General features: G+C 63.4%; 15 protein-coding genes. 10 read left to right on the forward strand and 5 right to left on the reverse strand.

The annotated features are described in order from the left end of the window. Window positions 1–77: 77 nt before the first annotated feature. The 3 genes from ACWICV_RS09685 (at window position 78) to ACWICV_RS09695 (ending at window position 2,864) form a co-directional block, all read left to right on the forward strand. Window positions 78–1,460, forward strand: a complete 1,383-nt coding sequence (locus ACWICV_RS09685; RefSeq protein WP_454090330.1) for a cryptochrome/photolyase family protein — start codon at window positions 78–80, stop codon at window positions 1,458–1,460. A gap of 322 nt (window positions 1,461–1,782) precedes the next feature. Further along, window positions 1,783–2,193, forward strand: coding sequence for a DUF4383 domain-containing protein (locus tag ACWICV_RS09690; protein ID WP_332489345.1), 411 nt, complete (start codon window positions 1,783–1,785; stop codon window positions 2,191–2,193). After that, complete coding sequence (locus tag ACWICV_RS09695) at window positions 2,190–2,864, forward strand: hypothetical protein (RefSeq protein ID WP_454090329.1); 675 nt, start codon at window positions 2,190–2,192, stop codon at window positions 2,862–2,864. Before ACWICV_RS09690 ends, ACWICV_RS09695 begins: the two co-directional genes overlap by 4 nt. A 52-nt stretch (window positions 2,865–2,916) precedes the next feature. On the opposite strand, the gene ACWICV_RS09700 is transcribed toward ACWICV_RS09695, so the two are convergent. After that, window positions 2,917–3,978, reverse strand: coding sequence for a 2,3-butanediol dehydrogenase (locus ACWICV_RS09700; RefSeq protein WP_365946096.1), 1,062 nt, complete (start codon window positions 3,976–3,978; stop codon window positions 2,917–2,919). 186 nt (window positions 3,979–4,164) lie between these two features. Between ACWICV_RS09700 and ACWICV_RS09705 the strand changes: the two genes are divergently transcribed. From ACWICV_RS09705 to ACWICV_RS09735, 7 genes are all read left to right on the forward strand, one after another. Continuing rightward, window positions 4,165–4,695: a very short patch repair endonuclease gene (locus ACWICV_RS09705; protein ID WP_454090328.1), complete on the forward strand. Its 531-nt coding sequence runs from the start codon at window positions 4,165–4,167 to the stop codon at window positions 4,693–4,695. A 53-nt stretch (window positions 4,696–4,748) separates the two neighbouring features. Beyond that, window positions 4,749–6,032: an MFS transporter gene (locus tag ACWICV_RS09710; RefSeq protein ID WP_454090327.1), complete on the forward strand. Its 1,284-nt coding sequence runs from the start codon at window positions 4,749–4,751 to the stop codon at window positions 6,030–6,032. Window positions 6,033–6,248: 216 nt separating this feature from the next. After that, on the forward strand, window positions 6,249–7,793 hold the full coding sequence (locus ACWICV_RS09715; RefSeq protein ID WP_454090326.1) for an ABC transporter substrate-binding protein: 1,545 nt from the start codon (window positions 6,249–6,251) through the stop codon (window positions 7,791–7,793). Window position 7,794: 1 nt separating this feature from the next. Then, window positions 7,795–8,748 (forward strand): ABC transporter permease, encoded by a 954-nt coding sequence (locus ACWICV_RS09720; RefSeq protein WP_454090325.1) that lies wholly within the window; start codon window positions 7,795–7,797, stop codon window positions 8,746–8,748. Continuing rightward, window positions 8,741–9,592: an ABC transporter permease gene (locus ACWICV_RS09725; RefSeq protein ID WP_454090324.1), complete on the forward strand. Its 852-nt coding sequence runs from the start codon at window positions 8,741–8,743 to the stop codon at window positions 9,590–9,592. The genes ACWICV_RS09720 and ACWICV_RS09725 overlap by 8 nt, the downstream gene beginning before the upstream one ends. Next, on the forward strand, window positions 9,585–11,123 hold the full coding sequence (locus ACWICV_RS09730) for an ABC transporter ATP-binding protein (RefSeq protein ID WP_454090323.1): 1,539 nt from the start codon (window positions 9,585–9,587) through the stop codon (window positions 11,121–11,123). The genes ACWICV_RS09725 and ACWICV_RS09730 overlap by 8 nt, the downstream gene beginning before the upstream one ends. Window positions 11,124–11,191: 68 nt before the next feature. Then, complete coding sequence (locus ACWICV_RS09735; protein ID WP_454090322.1) at window positions 11,192–12,031, forward strand: transporter substrate-binding domain-containing protein; 840 nt, start codon at window positions 11,192–11,194, stop codon at window positions 12,029–12,031. Between the two features lie 86 nt (window positions 12,032–12,117). On the opposite strand, the gene ACWICV_RS09740 is transcribed toward ACWICV_RS09735, so the two are convergent. From ACWICV_RS09740 to ACWICV_RS09755, 4 genes are all read right to left on the reverse strand, one after another. After that, window positions 12,118–13,191, reverse strand: a complete 1,074-nt coding sequence (locus tag ACWICV_RS09740; protein ID WP_454090321.1) for an alkene reductase — start codon at window positions 13,189–13,191, stop codon at window positions 12,118–12,120. 211 nt (window positions 13,192–13,402) lie between these two features. After that, window positions 13,403–14,155, reverse strand: coding sequence for an SDR family NAD(P)-dependent oxidoreductase (locus tag ACWICV_RS09745; RefSeq protein ID WP_454090320.1), 753 nt, complete (start codon window positions 14,153–14,155; stop codon window positions 13,403–13,405). 115 nt (window positions 14,156–14,270) lie between these two features. Beyond that, on the reverse strand, window positions 14,271–15,671 hold the full coding sequence (locus ACWICV_RS09750; protein ID WP_454090319.1) for an ABC transporter ATP-binding protein: 1,401 nt from the start codon (window positions 15,669–15,671) through the stop codon (window positions 14,271–14,273). After that, window positions 15,668–16,426 (reverse strand): energy-coupling factor transporter transmembrane component T family protein, encoded by a 759-nt coding sequence (locus ACWICV_RS09755; RefSeq protein WP_454090318.1) that lies wholly within the window; start codon window positions 16,424–16,426, stop codon window positions 15,668–15,670. Before ACWICV_RS09755 ends, ACWICV_RS09750 begins: the two co-directional genes overlap by 4 nt. Window positions 16,427–16,432: the final 6 nt, after the last annotated feature.

Consider the following 16,432-nt stretch of genomic DNA (forward strand, 5'->3'; position numbering starts at 1 on the left):
GAGCTAGGCGGGGCATCCACAAGAATTTAGCTAGCTAAGCTAAATAACCACTAGGATGAGTCCATGGAGAACTCCAAATGACTCAGCCTGCTTTGCCTGCCCAGCTGGTATGGTTCCGCGATGATCTGCGCACCAGCGATCACCCAGCGTTGGATGCCGCGCTTTCTTCCGGTCCGGTGATCGCGGTATATGTCCTGGACCAGGCATCTGCCGGCATCCGCCCGCTGGGTGGCGCGGCCAAATGGTGGCTGCATCAGGCGCTGGAGGACCTTCGCCGATCGCTGGAAAAACTGGAAATCCCGCTCATCCTGCGCCAAGGCCCGGCCGCCGGGATCATCAGCGAACTCGTGCACGAAGGCAACGTGCAGACCGTGCACTGGAACCGCCGCTACGGCCACGCTGAACGCGCCGTCGACATGCAGATTAAGCAGGACCTCGACGCGCGAGGCGTCCATGCCCGCAGCTACAGCGGGACGCTCTTGCATGAGCCCTGGGAGCTGCTGACCAAGAACAACACCTGCTACAAGGTCTTCACGCCCTTCTACAACGCGTTGCGCGACAGCGAGATCCGGCCTCCGTTGCCCGCGCCACAGGCACAAGAATCCCTCCCGGACACTAATCTTCCCGCCAGCGACGAGTTGGAGAGCTTGGGATTATTGCCGGCTTTGGACTGGATTGACGGGCTAGCCGCGCAATGGGAACCCGGAGAAGCGCCTGCGCGCCAGCGCCTGGAGCAGGTGCTGGAATCGATCGCCGAAGACTACCCGGAGCACCATGACCGCCCCGATCTGGACGGAACGTCTGCCCTCTCCCCCGCCTTGCGCTGGGGGCATGTCAGCGCAAGCCAGATGTGGGAGGCGCTGGGCCGTCTGGCCGCCGTAAATCCCGAGGCTTCCGACGGTGCCACCGCGATGCGCCGCCAGCTCGCCTGGCGGGATTTCTGCTGGCACCTGTACTACCATCACCCGCAGCTTCCGGAGCGGAATCTGCGTGCGCAGTTCGATCATTTCGACTGGGCCTGGCCTGAGGCAGACCCGCAGGCCGCGGAATATATGAGCTGTTGGCAACAAGGACGCACCGGTTTCGGTCTAGTGGACGCCGGCATGCAGCAGCTCTGGCAGACCGGATGGATGCACAACCGGGTGCGCATGGTGGCAGCCAGCCTGCTGGTCAAGAACCTGCAAGTGCATTGGAAAGCCGGCGAGCGCTGGTTCTGGGACACCTTGGTTGATGCGGATCTCGCCAGCAATACTGCCAATTGGCAATGGGTCGCCGGCAGCGGAGCCGACGCTTCCCCATATTTCCGGGTCTTCAACCCGGAATTGCAGGCCAAGAAATTCGACCCTCAGGGAAGCTACGTCGCAAAGTACGCCCCGCTGGCTACCGAACCCATTGTGGATCTGAAGCAATCGCGGCGGGCTGCATTGGATGCCTATGAGCAGATGAAGCTCATCTCATAGTCGCGAAGCATCGGGCAGCGGGAAAATGAAGCCGCGGATCCACGAAGATCTTCACATGCTCTTCGCTGTTTCAGCCCGATGCCTCTTCGGCTCCCTGTCTCAGTGCATCAGCTTCCTTGCCGGAGGGTCCAGAGCATTCTCCACCGAGTGCCGGAGCTTGTACGCCTACCCGCATCCTTGGGTGCGCCCGATAACCGCAAATAAGTCCAATCAAGACCAATCCGCCTTCCGCCCTTCTCCGAAGAACCTCTACAGGGTTCCTTCCGGAACCCGCAGAACTCGACACGGACTAGAATCCGTGTCCCAGGAAGGACTGATTGCCATGCGCACATCGCCTAACCGCTTGCTCGCAACGATTTTCGGGGCCGTGTACCTCCTTGTCGGCCTGCTCGGGTTCCTTGTCACTGCCGGCGTGGACTTCTTCGCAACAGAGGGCGGGAAGCTGATCATTTTCGAGGTCAATCCACTTCACAACGTCATCCATCTGGCCATCGGCGCAGCACTGCTCATCGCTGGGCTCGGATCCGTGCGTGCTTCCAAGCTCGCCAACACCACAGTGGGCGCCGTCTACCTCCTGGTTGGCATCCTCGGCCTCTTCTTGGCCTCAACAGCGCTGAACATCATTGCCCTGAACGGTGCGGATAACGTCCTGCACCTAGCCAGCGCGCTTGTCCTGCTGTCGGTAGGCCTGTCCCAGGACCGGACGCCAGCAGCCCATACTGCACGGTCATGAATTCCCACGAGGCGACGGCGGCTGCCACCGAACCTGCCGCTCAAGGGCGAGGTGCAGTTGCGGGATCCGTCGCCTTCGGCGGCCTATATGCCGGGATCGCTGGTCTGGGAGTTGCGGCGCTGGCCGCGGCCTCCTCCGCCAGCTTGGCATCGGCATTCGGGGTCGGGTCCGCCCCGGCACCGTGGTGGGCGTGGCTCGGCGCGATAGCATCCGCAGCCTGGGCTGGGGTGGCGCTGGTGTACGCCGTTGCCAGCCTGCTGAAGGCAGCGGCCCCTGCCGTGAAGCTTGCGGTCCCCTGCCTGGCGCTCGTCTCCTCCGTGCATTTAGCCAGCATTGTTGCCGGCCTTTGGGGGTTCCCGGAGGGAACGAAGAATCTGGATCTCACGATTGCTTCCTTGCTGCTGCTTGAGCTGTCGGTGCTGGCGGTCTTCGTGTGGCAGCGCAAGCGGCGGAAGAACTATCCGCACCGGGCAGTGCGTTCCAGCAGCCTAGTTGTCCTCGGGAGCATGTTTGCCGGTTCGGTTGCGGTTGCGGCGGTTGCCAGTTTGGGGTTGGCAGCTTCGTCCGCTGGAGAACTCGCGGTACCGCATTCCGAGCACGGCGCTCATCGTTCGGGAGACATCGACCCGGGAATCATTGGCAAGATGAAACAGGCAGAACACCACCACTAGCCGCAGCCAGGGGGCCAGTGCCAGTGATCCAACTGGCCCCGATAGCTGCAGGCTAGGCCCGCGGATCAACAATGATCTTCACGTGTTCCTCATTGTTGTTGATCAGCTGGTCGAACCCTTCGGAAACCAGCTCGTCGAGCCCGATGCGCCCGGTGATGAACGGGGCCAGGTCCAGTTTGCCGCTTTGCACCAGGGCAATGGTGTCCGGATGGTCATTGGCGTAGCCGATGGTGCCGCGCAGGTCGATTTCCTTCAAGACCAGCTTGGGCATGTCCACTTGCGGCTTATGCCCCCAAATCGAAACGTTGACGATCACCCCGCCGGGAGCCACCGCGTCCAGGAGCATATCCAGCACCACCGGGACCGAGGAACACTCGAATCCGGTATCCGCACCCCGGCCGCCGGTCGCTTCGCGCACCCGTTCGGCCACGTCCCCTTCCCTGGGATCGAAAATCCCGTCGGCAATTCCGGTTTCTCGCGCCTTGGCCTTGCGGGCCTCGGAGAGTTCCGAGATGTAGACTGTCAGCCCCTTGGCCTTGAGCACCGCTGCGGTCAGCAGGCCGATCGGGCCGGCACCTCCCACGATCGCCACCTGCCCGGCCTTCGCCCCGGAGCGGACGAAGGCGTGGTGGGCCACCGACAGCGGCTCGATCAGCGCGGCCTCATCCAGGGGGATCTTGCCGATGGGATGCACCCAGCGGCGTTCCACGACGATTTTCTCCGATAGCCCTCCGCCGCGGCCGCCCAGGCCGATGAAGTTCATGTCCTGGGAGAGCTGGTACTGCTGGCCTTCGCCGGTGTCCACATCCTCATGGATGATGTACGGTTCCACCACGACGTTCTCGCCGATTTCAAGGCCGGTGACGCCTTCGCCCAGGGCGGTAATGGTTCCGGAGAATTCATGGCCCATGGTCACCGGAGCGCTCTCCCCGGAGATCGGGTGCGGATGCCCGGCCGGCGGGATGAAGATCGGGCCCTCCAGGTATTCGTGCAGATCGGTGCCGCAAATGCCGCACCAGGCCACGTCGATGGCCACTGTTCCCGGTTTCAGCTGCGGCTCATCGATGTCCTCGATCCGGATGTCCTTCTGGTCGTAATACCGTGCTGCGCGCATGGCTCCCCCTCGATTCTTCTGCCTGTCGGTGACCGGCCCGATCCCGGCCGGCCATTCCAGCTCCAAGCTACTGCGGCAGCCAAGGTTTGGGAACCGTTGCAAGAGGTTTCATCCGATGGCTCCAGCAAGCCATCCAGCCAAAACCCAGCCAGCAGTGCGCGGCCTGTTCGCGGCGCACAATGGACTATGGACATCATGTCGGCGGCGCAGCGTTCGGCGCTCATGTCTCCCATTTCCAGCAAGAACACCGGACCGGAACTGGTCCTGCGCCGGTTGCTGCATGCCGCCGGGTTCCGCTACGGCGTGCACGGCGTCCTGCCCGCACGGCAAGTTGCCCAGCTGCGTTCTGCGCATCCCGGCATCCCGCTGCGAGGCGGAAAGCTTCCCGGATCCCCGGATCTGGTCTTCAGCGCCCGGCGCAAGGCCATCTTCGTCAACGGCTGCTTCTGGCACGGCCACGACTGCCCGGTGGGCCAGCGGCGCCCCGCATCCAATACCGGGTACTGGAACCCCAAGCTGGATGCCAACATCGCCCGGGACCAGCGCAATCGCGATAGCCTGGCGGCCCTTGGCTGGGAATCGCTGACGCTCTGGGAATGCGAGCTGAAGGCGATGGATGGAGTCTTAGACAGGGCGGCAAGTTTCCTCGGACCGGCACGGGTCCTGCCGCGCGGCTTCACCGGGCAGGACCAGTCCCAGAGCACCGGGGTTGGCTAAGATCAAAGAGTCCGCCCGATCTGCCCGCAGCGCCTACCCGTTCCCCGAGGTCCATGAAAACCAGCACGTCCCGCTTCGAAGTCCCGGTACTGCTGGGAACCCAGACGCTGTTCAATATCGGCTTCTACGCCGTGGTCCCCTTTCTTGCCATAGTGCTGGCCAACGACTTCCTGCTGGCAGGCGCCGCGGTGGGCCTGATCCTGGGCATCCGGACCTTCGCCCAGCAGGGCCTCTTCCTTGCCGGAGGCAGCCTGGCCGATCGCTTCGGTGCCCGGCGCATGATCCTTATTGGCTGCGCAGTGCGCGCCGCCGGGTTCCTCACGCTGGCCGCCTCGCTGTCCTTGGGCGACCCGAAGCTCTGGTTGTTCATCCTTGGTACATTGCTCACCGGATTCGGCGGGGCGCTTTTCTCTCCGGGCCTGAGCATTCTGGTGGGCGCTGCCCAGAGCGCGCGCGACAGGGGCCAACCCACGGGAGCCAAGCGGGCCACGCTCTTTGCCTGGCTGAGCGTCACCGGAGAAATCGGCGCGGTGGCCGGACCGTTGGTGGGAGCGGCACTGTGGGACTGGGGGTTCGCGGCCGTTGCAGGTTTCGGGGCAATCTTCTTCATCGCCATCGGACTGTTCCTGGCTGCGGCATTGCGCCGCTACGCTCAGGAAGGCACTTCACCGGATCATGCTGGATCCCGGGCCAAGCGGCCGGCCCAGCCTGGCAGCCTGCGCCGTTGCCTGGCGGACCGGGAATTCGTGGCCTTCTGCGCCTTGCATGCCTCGGACCTGCTGGCATACAACCAGCTCTATTTGGCCATTCCCCTGGAATTGGAACGCACCGGCCTGCCCACCCAGTGGCTGGGACTGGTTTTCGCGTGGATCTCCGTGCTAACTCTGGGCTTGCAATTGCCCATCGCATGGCTCGCCGCACGGATCGGCTTGGCGGCGACCCTGCGTTGCGGATATTTCTCCAGCGCCCTGGGGTTCGGCGTACTCGCCTTTCTCCCCGCCACTGCATTTGGCGAGAATACCGCGGCGGTACGCATCTTGTGCGCGGTCACCCTGCTGGCCTTGGGGCATATGAGCGTGCACCCTGCAGCTCTTTCGCTGGTTCCCGGATTCGCCGGGCACCGGGGTACCGGATCCTACTTCGGCTTGCTGTCCAGTTGCGGCGGCCTGGCGGTGCTACTGGGGAATTTGCTGGTGGGCTGGCTCTTGTCCCAGGCCGGCCAGGGCCACGTCCCCGGATTCCTGCCGTGGCTGGTTCTCATCATTCCGCTGGTCGTTGCTTCCTGGCTTGGCGCGTCGCTCGTGCGGCGCTCAGGCCTGCCGGCCCAGAGCTCATGACCTGCGACACATGACGCGCTGCCCTCGCAGATTTTCCACGTGGCACCCCAACTTTGCACTACTCAGCTTCCACTCTTCCCAGGCTCTCGGCGGGGGCTTCTCCTCCGCTTTCCCTGCCGGGTCATAATCAGCAAAACGAGGCAACTAATTAGGGTACGCTTACCGAGGCTCTATTGCATTAGATGCCAATCCATCACGTAATACCGAAGGATTTCCATGAAACTTGGACGATTGAGCGCTGCCGCAAGTTTTGCGGCCATTGCCCTGGCGCTGACCGCCTGCAGCTCCACCCCTGCGAGCTCCGCCCCGGAACAAGCCGCGGACTCGGAAGCCCGCGTGGTCGTGGCCAATTTCCGCGCCCCGGTATCCAACTGGGCGTTGGAAAGCGACGACGCCTATGTGCTCTCCATCGCCGGTTGCCTGGAAACCCTGGCCAAATACAACCAGAGCACCAAAACCGTTGAACCGATGCTCGCTGCTTCCTGGAAGCAGTCCTCGGATACCGAATGGGATTTCGAGCTGCGCAAGAACGTACTGTTCCAGGATGGCACCGCCATGGATGCCAAGGCCGTTGCCGGCTCGCTGAACCACGTCCTTAAGGCCACCGCTCCAGCCCGTGCGGTGAATCCCAAGACCATCAAGAAGGTCAAGGCCCTGGACGCTGATACCGTGCGCGTCACCACCCCCGCCGCGGATCCGCTGCTGCCCTACCGCATGGCCAGCGTGAACGCCGGCGTGCTTTCCCCTGCCGCGTACACCGGCAAGGGCATCGACCCGATGAAGCACTGCACCGGACCATTTGCCCCGGTCTCCGAAAAAGCCGGGCAGTCCCTGACCTTGGACCGCAACGCGAACTACTGGGACGGCGAGGTGAAGCTGGCTGGCGGCGAAATCCGCTACATCACCGAAGGCGCCACCCGCGCCACCCAGGTCCAGACCGGAGAAGCGGACATTTCCATGTCCATCCCGGCCACGAGCCTGGCGGCTTTGGAAGCCGATAGCAAGATCAGCGTGCTCAAGGCCGACTCGCCTCGCACCTCGACCTTGTACCTGAACAACTCGCGTGCCCCATTCGAGAACCGGGAGCTGCGCAAGGCCGCCACCATGGCCCTGGATCTGCCGGCCATGGCCGCCAGCATCTACGAAGGCGCAGCGCAGCCTGCCACCGGCCCCTTCGCCCCGAGCGAGCCCTGGGCCAACCCGGATCTGGCCGTACCGCAGGTGAATATCGAAGAAGCCAAGAAGCTGGTGGAAGCGTCCGGCTACCAGCAGGACAAGCCCCTGGAAATCATTGCGATCACCGAACGCGCGGAGTTCGCCGGCGTGGGCGCCATCATCCAGGAGCAGTTCAAGCAGATCGGCTTGCAGGCCAATGTGGTGACCAAGTCCTACGGCGCCGCAGAACCAGATGTACTGGCCGGCAACTACGACATGATCCTCAGCCAGCGCAACCGGATGATCGACATTGCCGATCCGATCGGCTTCCTGCAGTCCGACTACACCTGCGAGGGCGGCTACAACCTGAGCCACTACTGCAACAAGGACTACGACCAGCTGATCGGCCAGGCACTGGCAGAGAAGGACGAGGCCCAGCGCCACGACCTCTACCGCCAGGCAGGGGATCTGCTCGCCGACGACGCCGCCAACGTCTGGCTGGTCAACGAGCAGGCTATCGACGGAGTGGGAGCCAAGGTCCAGGACTACGTCCAGGACCCGCTGACCCGCTACGTGCTGACCAAGGATCTGGCGAAGACCAGCTAGCGTGTCGCCTCTAGCCACCATGCTGCGCCGGGCCATTGGACTCGGCGCAGCAGTTCTGCTCTCATCCTTCGCGGTATTCCTGGTCCCCTTCGTTTCCCCCGGGGACCCTGTGCGGTCCTTGCTGCGCGCCCGCATGGATATCGGAGCCGCCGACGAGGCAACGGTGCAGGCCTACGCACAGCAATTCGGCCTGCATGACCCGATGCTGGTGCAGTTCGGACGGTGGCTGGGCCGGTTCGCCACCGGAGACATGGGCATCTCGCATATCAGCGGCACCCCGGTAGCCGACCAGGTGCTGCCGGCCATTGGCGTCACCCTGTCCTTGGCCGGCAGCGCGCTGGTGGTGGCCATCGCCGTGTCCATTGTGCTGGGAGTGCTGGCGGCCACCCGTGCCGGGAAATGGCCCGATAAGCTGATCACCTCTGCGACCCATGCGCTGATTGCCATCCCCGAATACGCGCTGGCTCCGCTGCTGGTCCTGCTCTTCGCGGTGCGCTTCTCGCTGCTTCCCTCGGCCGGTTTCGAATCCCCGGCCTCGATGGTGCTGCCGGTCTTCATTCTGGCCTTGCGCCCCATCAGCTTCTTCACCGTCGCGGTGCGCTCGGGGGTGCGCCAGGCATTGGACTCCGAGCATGTGCTGGCCGCCCGCGCCCGCGGGCTGAGCAGCACCCAAGGGCTGGTTCGCCATGTGGTTCCCCACGGTTTGCTGCCGCTGTGGACCATGGTGGGTGTCTGGTTTGCCGGGCTGCTGGGCGGGTCGGTCATCGTGGAAGTCATCTTTGCCATTCCCGGAATGGGCCGGCTGATCTTCGACTCCATCGTCGATGCCGATATCCCGGTCGCCCAGGGTGGCGTGGTGGTGGTCGTCACCTGTGCCGTACTGGTGACCGGAATCGTTGACCTGGTGCACAGGATCAGCGATCCCAATGTGAGGATTGGTGTACGACATGGCTAGGAATCATTCCAGGGAAATCCTGTTTTCCCCTCCCGCGTTCATCGTGCTGGCGGTGGTCATCCTGACCATCGCCGCCCCGTGGATTTCCCCCTACAACCCCGACGCCCAGAACCTGGCGGACCGGTTGCAAGGTCCCAGCCTGTCCCATCTGCTGGGCACCGATGCCCTGGGCCGCGACACCTTGAGCAGGGTGCTGCACGGTGGCCGGTTCTCACTATCGGTAGCGCTGATCACCACGCTGTTCGCGCTGCTGGTTGGCACCGCACTGGGCCTGCTCAGCGCGGTGCGCGGCGGATGGCTCGATGAGCTCTTCCTGCGCGTGAACGACTTGCTGCTCGCACTGCCCGAAATCGTGATTGCGCTGCTGATCATCGCGGTCATGGGCCCCGGATTCTTCACCATGGTGCTTTCCGTGGGCGTGGTGGCATGGACCCCCACCGCACGGTTGGTGCGTTCCATGGCGGCCCAGGCCTTATCCACCCACCATGTCGAAGCCTCCAGGCATGTCGGTGCTTCGCGCTGGTTCATCCTGCGCCACCACGTGCTGCCCTTCGTGGCTGGACCGGTGCTGGCCCAGGCGGCATTGCGCTTCGGTCTGCTGCTGGTATTGCTCGGCTCCTTGTCCTATCTGGGCATCGGCGTCCAGCCACCGCAGTCCGACTGGGGTTCAATGCTGGCCGAAGCCCAGCCCCATGCCATCCGCTCCCCATGGGGCCTGGTTGCGCCGGGCGCAGCTATCTTCCTGGTCAGCTTCTGCGTCACCTTGCTGGGCAATCGAATCACCCACGTGCTGGGCGGGCAGGACGTGCTTGCCACCGAGGCCAAGGCGGAAGCCCATGACTAGAGAACTTGAATTCATTGACCTTTCGGTCAGCTCCGGCGATCAGCGATTGCTTTCCGAGGCACGCGGCGCCCTGCGAGCGGGCGAATTGGTGGCGGTTGTCGGGCGTTCCGGTTCCGGCAAGACGCTGCTCACCAAGGCGATCATCGGCCTGCTGCCCCAGCAGCTGCGTGCCGAGGGGCAGATCCTGCTTGATGGCCAGCGCCTTGACCAACTGGGCGAGAAGGCCATGGACTCGGTGCGCGGACGGCGCATCAGCATGCTGTTCCAGCAGCCCAAGCGCGTGATGAACCCGCGGCTGACCATCCGCGCGCATCTGCTTGAAGCCCTGGGAGCCCACGGCTGGGGCAAAGCCCGCCAGCACGAGCAGCAGGTGCTGTCCTTGCTCGAAGAAGTAGGCCTGTCCCCTGCCCAGCAGATTGCCGGCCAGCGCCCGGACCAGCTTTCCGGCGGGATGGCCCAACGCGCCATGCTGGCCATCGCCTTGGCCGCTGACCCGGAGTTCATTTTGGCTGATGAACCCACGTCATCCTTGGACTCGATTCTCAAGGCCGAAGTGCTGCAGCTCTTGCGCCGCAAGCAGCAAGAGCGTGGCGTGGGCGTCCTGTTCATCACCCACGACATTGCCAGCATCCAGCACATTGCCGACCGCGTCATGGTGGTCAGCGACGGGCAAATTGTGGACCAGTGCCCCACCGCGCACATCTTCTCCAAGGACCGGCATTCCAAGACACGCGAGCTGGTGGAAGCCAGCTTGCCTCCCCTGCGCACGCCACGAATGAAGGATTCCGCATGCTTGCTGGAAGCAGTGGATGCGGGCAAGAACTACACACGCCGTGCAAAAGGCCCGGCAGCATTGAATCCCACAAGCTTGCGCCTGCACGGCGGCCAGGTCCTGGGAGTGGTGGGCCGCTCCGGTTCGGGCAAGAGCACCTTCGCCCGGCTGCTGGCCGGGTTGGAAGAGCCAACGACCGGACGGATCATCGATACGCGCCGCAATGGCGAAGCAACGCGAGTGCAGGTCATTGCCCAGGAACCGTACTCGTCCTTCGATCCCCGGCTTTCCCTCCGCACGTCAATGAGCGCGGCGGTGCACCGGCTGCCGGCAATCCAGGCCGGCGAGCGCATGGCGCAAGCCATGGCCCAGGTGGGATTGGCCGAGCAATTGCTCGATCGCAGGCCCGGCCAGTGCTCCGGCGGCCAGCTCCAGCGCCTGGCCATCGCGCGGGCGCTGCTGACCGACCCCCAGGTATTGATCTGCGATGAGTCCACCTCTGCACTGGATTCGGTAGCCCAGCGCCACATCCTCGACCTGCTGCTTGAATTGCGCGAGCACATGGGGCTGAGCCTCGTGGTCATCTCCCACGACATGGACGTGATCCGCTATGTGAGTGACGACGTAGCCGTGTTCTACGAGGGCGAGCTGGTGGAGCATCGACCGCTCAACGATTTCCTGGGCAATGCGGAACATCAGCACAGCAAGGATCTCGTGGCCGCGCTGGACCTGACCGCAGCGGTTCCTGCTGCCGGCTGATTTCTGCTCGCGTAAGAAAACCCGGAACTCTTGTGCCCTGACTTGGAGCGCTTATAGATTGATGGACTATGACCGACAGTTCGCAGAAGAATCCGTCCATTACCCGCCGGTTGCCATTGCTGGCCCTATGCGCAGCCTTGTTCCTTGCAGGCTGTTCGGCTCCAGCCCCGGATTCCGGCGACGCCCAGGAGCCAGTTTCCGAGAGCACCCGGCTGACCAGCGTAGCTGAAGCCGGAACGCTGAAGGTCTGCACCACCGGGGACTACCGGCCGTTCACCTACTTTGACCCGGACACCGGGGAATGGTCGGGAATCGACATCACGATGGCCAAGAATCTTGCCGAGTCGATGGGCGCAGAGCCCGAGTTCATCCAGACCTCCTGGAAGGACTTGATGCCGGACTTCCTCTCCGAATGCGATATCGCCGTGGGCGGGGTATCCATTTCCATGGAACGCGCCCAGCAGGCCTACTACAGCGAAGCCACCCTGGACGAGGGCAAGACGCCAATCACCTTGTGCGAGAACGTGGAGAAGTACGACACGGTCAAGGAAATCAACCAGCCCGGGGTCCGTTCCATCACTCCGATTGGCGGGACCAACGAGAAGTTCGCCGACGCGAATTACCCCGAAGGGGAAATCATCCGTTTCGAGGACAACAACAAGATCTTCGATGAGATCATTGCCGGGCGTGCCGATGTGATGACCACCGATGCCTCCGAAACCCGGTGGGTGGCCAACGAGCACCCCGAGCTGTGCGCGGTGCACCCGGATCAGCCATTCAATTTCTCCCAGAAGGCGTACCTGCTGCCGCTGGGCGATGACGAGTTCCAGGAGTACGTGAACCAGTGGCTGAACATGGCCAAGAATGACGGGACGTTGGCGGCTGCCGAGAAGCCCTGGTTCGGATGACCGCCGCCAGAACATGACAATAGGCCAGCGGCCCCGCCCAATGCTGATTGGACGAGGCCGCTGGCATCGCTATTCGGTTGGCGCTATCAGTTCTCCCAGAAGGGGTAGTCGATGTAGCCCTTGGGGCCTTCGGTGTAGAAGGTCGCGAAATCTGGTTCGTTCAGCGGCAGCTTTTCCTTCCAGCGGCGCACCAGATCCGGGTTGGCTATCGCAGGGCGGCCCACGACTACGGCTTCTCCCCAGCCTTCGGCAGCCACGCGTGCGGCTTCCTCATAGGTGGTGATCTCCGCGAAGCCGGTGTTCAGCAGCACCGGTCCGCCAAAGGCCTTGCGCAGCGACTGGACCAGCTCGCCGGCTGGGTCATGGTGCAGGATGCTCAGGTTGGCCAGCTCCAGCGGCGCGATGCCCTGGACCAGCGCGGTGTAGGTAGCCAGCACATCCGCACGATCATTTTCTACCGCGCCCTGGACATTGTGTTCCGGCGAAATGCGCAGGCCGGTCTTGCCGGCGCCAATTGCTTCAGCGACAGCGGTAACTACCTCGATGACGAAGCGGGCCCGGTTCTCCGGGGAGCCACCGTAGTTGTCGGTGCGGGTGTTGGCCGAAGGCGCCAGGAACTCGTGCAGCAGGTAGCCGTTGGCCCCGTGAAGCTCCACGCCGTCGAATCCGGCGGCGATGGCATTGCGCGAAGCGGCAACGAATTCCTCGATGATCCTTGGGAGTTCTTCGGTGCCCAGAGCATGCGGAACCGGGTACGCGTGCTTTCCGGTGTAGGTGCGCGACTCGCCTTCAACCGCGATGGCGCTTGGTGCCTCGACGTAGTTTGCACCGGTGGTTTCCGGGTGGGTGACCCGGCCGGCGTGCATGACCTGGGCCACGATGAGGCCGCCTTCGGCGTGCACCGCGTCGGTGACCTTCTTCCAGCCGGCAATCTGCTCCTCGGTGACCAGGCCCGGCTGGCGGACGAAGCCCTGGCCGGCAAAGCTCGGGTAGGTGCCCTCGCTGACGATCAGGCCCAGGGACGCGCGCTGGCGGTAGTACTCGACTACATCTGCGTTGGGCACGCCGTCCTTGCCCGAACGCGAGCGGGTGAGCGGTGCCATGACCAGGCGGTTGGAGAGCTTGAGGTCGCCGAGGGCGAGAGGGGAAAACAGATCCATGGGGCGGGACTCCTGAATTGGAAATTGTAGTTGCACAGCGTAACTACCTCCGCAAGCAACTTATTCCGCTTCGGCTAAGAACATGAGCTGGCTAACGGCTCCAGAGCATTGGAATCGCCTGACGCTCATTGCTTGGATTCGAGGGCTCGCCAGGAGCAATAAACCAGCGGATGCGGCACAACTCCGCACCGCATCCGCTTGATCCGATGGGCTATACGGCGGTGTAGCCGCCGTCAACCAGATGGTAGCTGCCGGTCACGAAGGACGCGGCATCGCTGGCCAGGAAGGCCACGAGCGCCGCCACTTCTTCCGGCTTGCCCAAGCGGGCAATCGGGTGCTTGTCGACCAGCGCATCATAGGCCTTCTTGGGCATTTGCTGCAGCAACGGGGTGTCGATGAAGCCCGGGGCTACGCTGTTCACGCGTACCCCTGAGGTGGCATATTCGACGGCGGCGGTCTTGCTCAGACCCACCACGGCATGCTTCGTGGAAACGTAGGCGGAGCTGCCGGCGAAGCCCACCGAGCCGAGGATCGAGGCCATGTTCACGATGGACCCTCCCCCGTTCTCGCTCATGGCGTTCGCCTGGGCACGGGTTCCGCGGAAGACGGCGTTGAGGTTCACGGAGATGACCTTGTCCCAGTCCTCGTCGGTCAGCTCGCCCACCTTGGCGGCGCGGCCGCCGATGCCTGCGTTGTTGACGCCGATCTTCAATGGAGCCATGGCGTTGGCCGCCTTGATGGTTTCGTCTATGACAGCCGAAGAGTTGGCATCTCCTGCAACAGCTACGGCTTCTCCGCCTGCGGCCTTGATGGTTTCCACGGTAGCGCCAGCGGCCTGCGCATTGAGGTCCTGGACAACCACCTTGGTTCCATTAGCGGCTAAGAGGATGGCGATAGCCTGTCCAATGCCCGAACCGGCGCCGGTGACTACTGCCGAACGATCTGCTAGATCATACTGAGCCATGATGGACCCACTTTCCGTTTCAAGATGGTCACGGGATTTCCGTTGGCCTCATACCTTGGACGCTACTCCGAACCATCCCGAAAGTCGATGACGCGTCAATCAAAGGTCGGTGAGCTCAGTCACTGCTCCTCATGCGGTGCACTCTGTGCGCGGTGGACGACATGAATCGCTCATCGTGGGAGGAGAACAGCACCGCTCCCCCGCGTTCGAGAATCGAATCGATGGCCCCGTGCAGGCAATGAAGCCCAGCCGAATCCAGCGCCTCGGTTGGTTCGTCAAGGAGGAGCAACTGCGGTTCGCGCACCAGCACGGTGGCCAAGGCAACGAGCCGGCGGGCCGAAGCCGGCAGCTCGTAAGGATGGGTCTGCGCATAGGATTCCAAGCCCAGCTGTTCAAGCACCAGCGGCACGCGGGCACGTTGGCTGCTCTTCTTGGGAAGGCCAAAGGCGACCTCCCGGGCTACGGTACGCTCGAAGAGCTGGTCCGAAGGGTTCTGCAGGAGCATCCCCGCATCACCTGCCACCCGCATTTTTCCTGCAGTTGGCTTGATTAGCCCTGCGGCGGCTTTGAGCAGTGTCGTCTTGCCCGTTCCGTTGGCGCCGGCCAGTCCCACGCATTCTCCGGCACGGACTTCCAGGTCAAGATTGGAGAGGACCGGTGCGCTGGCGTCTTTGTAACCGAGTTGCACGCCGGCAAAGTCCAGCAAAGGCTTTGCGGATGCGGCGGGGACAGATGGTCTTTTTGATTTGGAAGGCAACGCAGTGGCTGCAGCGCCTGCAGTTGCCCACTGCAAAGCTCCGTCCGCGATGTTCCACAGTGAATCCGCTTCGGCTTCCCATGCTTCTGCCGTCCGGCTCAGCACCACAAGTGCAGTGCCTTCGGCACGCAACCTGGTGATCATCGAAGTCACGGCCTGAGTTGCCTTGGAATCCAACCCGGCCAACGGTTCATCGAGCACAATGATGGACGGTTTAGCTGCGGACAACGCGGCCAGTGCGACCAGGCGTTCTTGGCCTCCTGAAAGCTTAGCGGGATCGCGTTCCAGCAGATGTTCCAGGGAAAGCCGCGTGGATAGCTCGTCGATGAGGTCTGCCATCTCTTCACGGGGCATTCCTTCATTCTCCCGCGCGAAGACCAGCTCTTCTGCAACCGTCTGGCGAATCCCCGAGAGGTAGAGCCCGGCATCCTGGGGCAGCAGTCCTACGTGCCTGGCCCAGCCGGCGACGTCGATTCGTGGCGAACGCTCCGGAGAAAAATCGATCCGTTGCCCCGCCAGGCTGACCGTTCCCTCGCATTGGTCTGCTCCTGGCCGCGGAAGCATGCCAGCGAGTACTCCGCCCAGCGTGGACTTTCCGGATCCAGAGTCGCCGGCAATGACAGTCAGGGAACCCGGGGAGAATTCCAACTCGATCTCGCGCAAGGCCTCGGCGTGCGCCTCGGAGTAGCGGAAGCTTCCCAGCCTGAGGTGCAGCGCCGCGGTGGTTCCGGCAGGTGCACGGTGTTCCATAGCCATCATGAGGCTCCCCCGAGTGGCACCAGAATCGCTACCGGCACCAGCACCGAACACAGCAGGGCAACCCAGCGGACGCCCCTCTGGATCTGCGAGTCTGCGACGTGGCGCAGTCTGCTGTGCTCACCGCTGGCGGGAAACCCGCGCGCGGCCAGATGCACCGAACGGTCATGGGCATCTTGCACCGAGGAGAGCACCAGCGGTACGGCTCGCAACTTCAGTCGCTGCAGCCAACCGGCCAAGCCCCGGCCGGTTCCTGTTTTCCGCAAGGCCTGGGCTTGGCCAATGGCATGCTGCTTTTCCATCATCTGCGGAAGAAGAAACAGCGTGGATGCCAACAGGTATCCCGCCTGCGGCGGAGCCGGAGACAAGTCGATAGCAGCCACCAGCTGGTGCTTGTCGATCAGCACACCGCAAAGCAAACCAGCCACCACCAGCACGGCGGTGCGCAAGGCCAGTGCCATGGCGATCTCCACTCCCCCAAACGTCAGACTGACTGGCCCCCATGCCGCGATCACCGCCGAAGAATCCTGTGAAGCCAGTCCATGGATCATCAGCAAGGACAGGAAGGTCGGGAGCATGATGGCACCGCTGAGCGCCGCGAGTTTGCGGGCCTTGCCCGCAACTGCGCCAATAGCCAGGCAAAGCACTATTACCGCGCAGCTCAGCCACCAGCGGCTGGCAGCCGTGGCCACCGAAACGGTGAGCACGGCTAGGCAAAGCACGGTAAAAGGATGCAACTCAGCGATGCGGCGCTTCATAGGTGG

Source organism: Glutamicibacter sp. NPDC055354 (genome assembly GCF_053644955.1).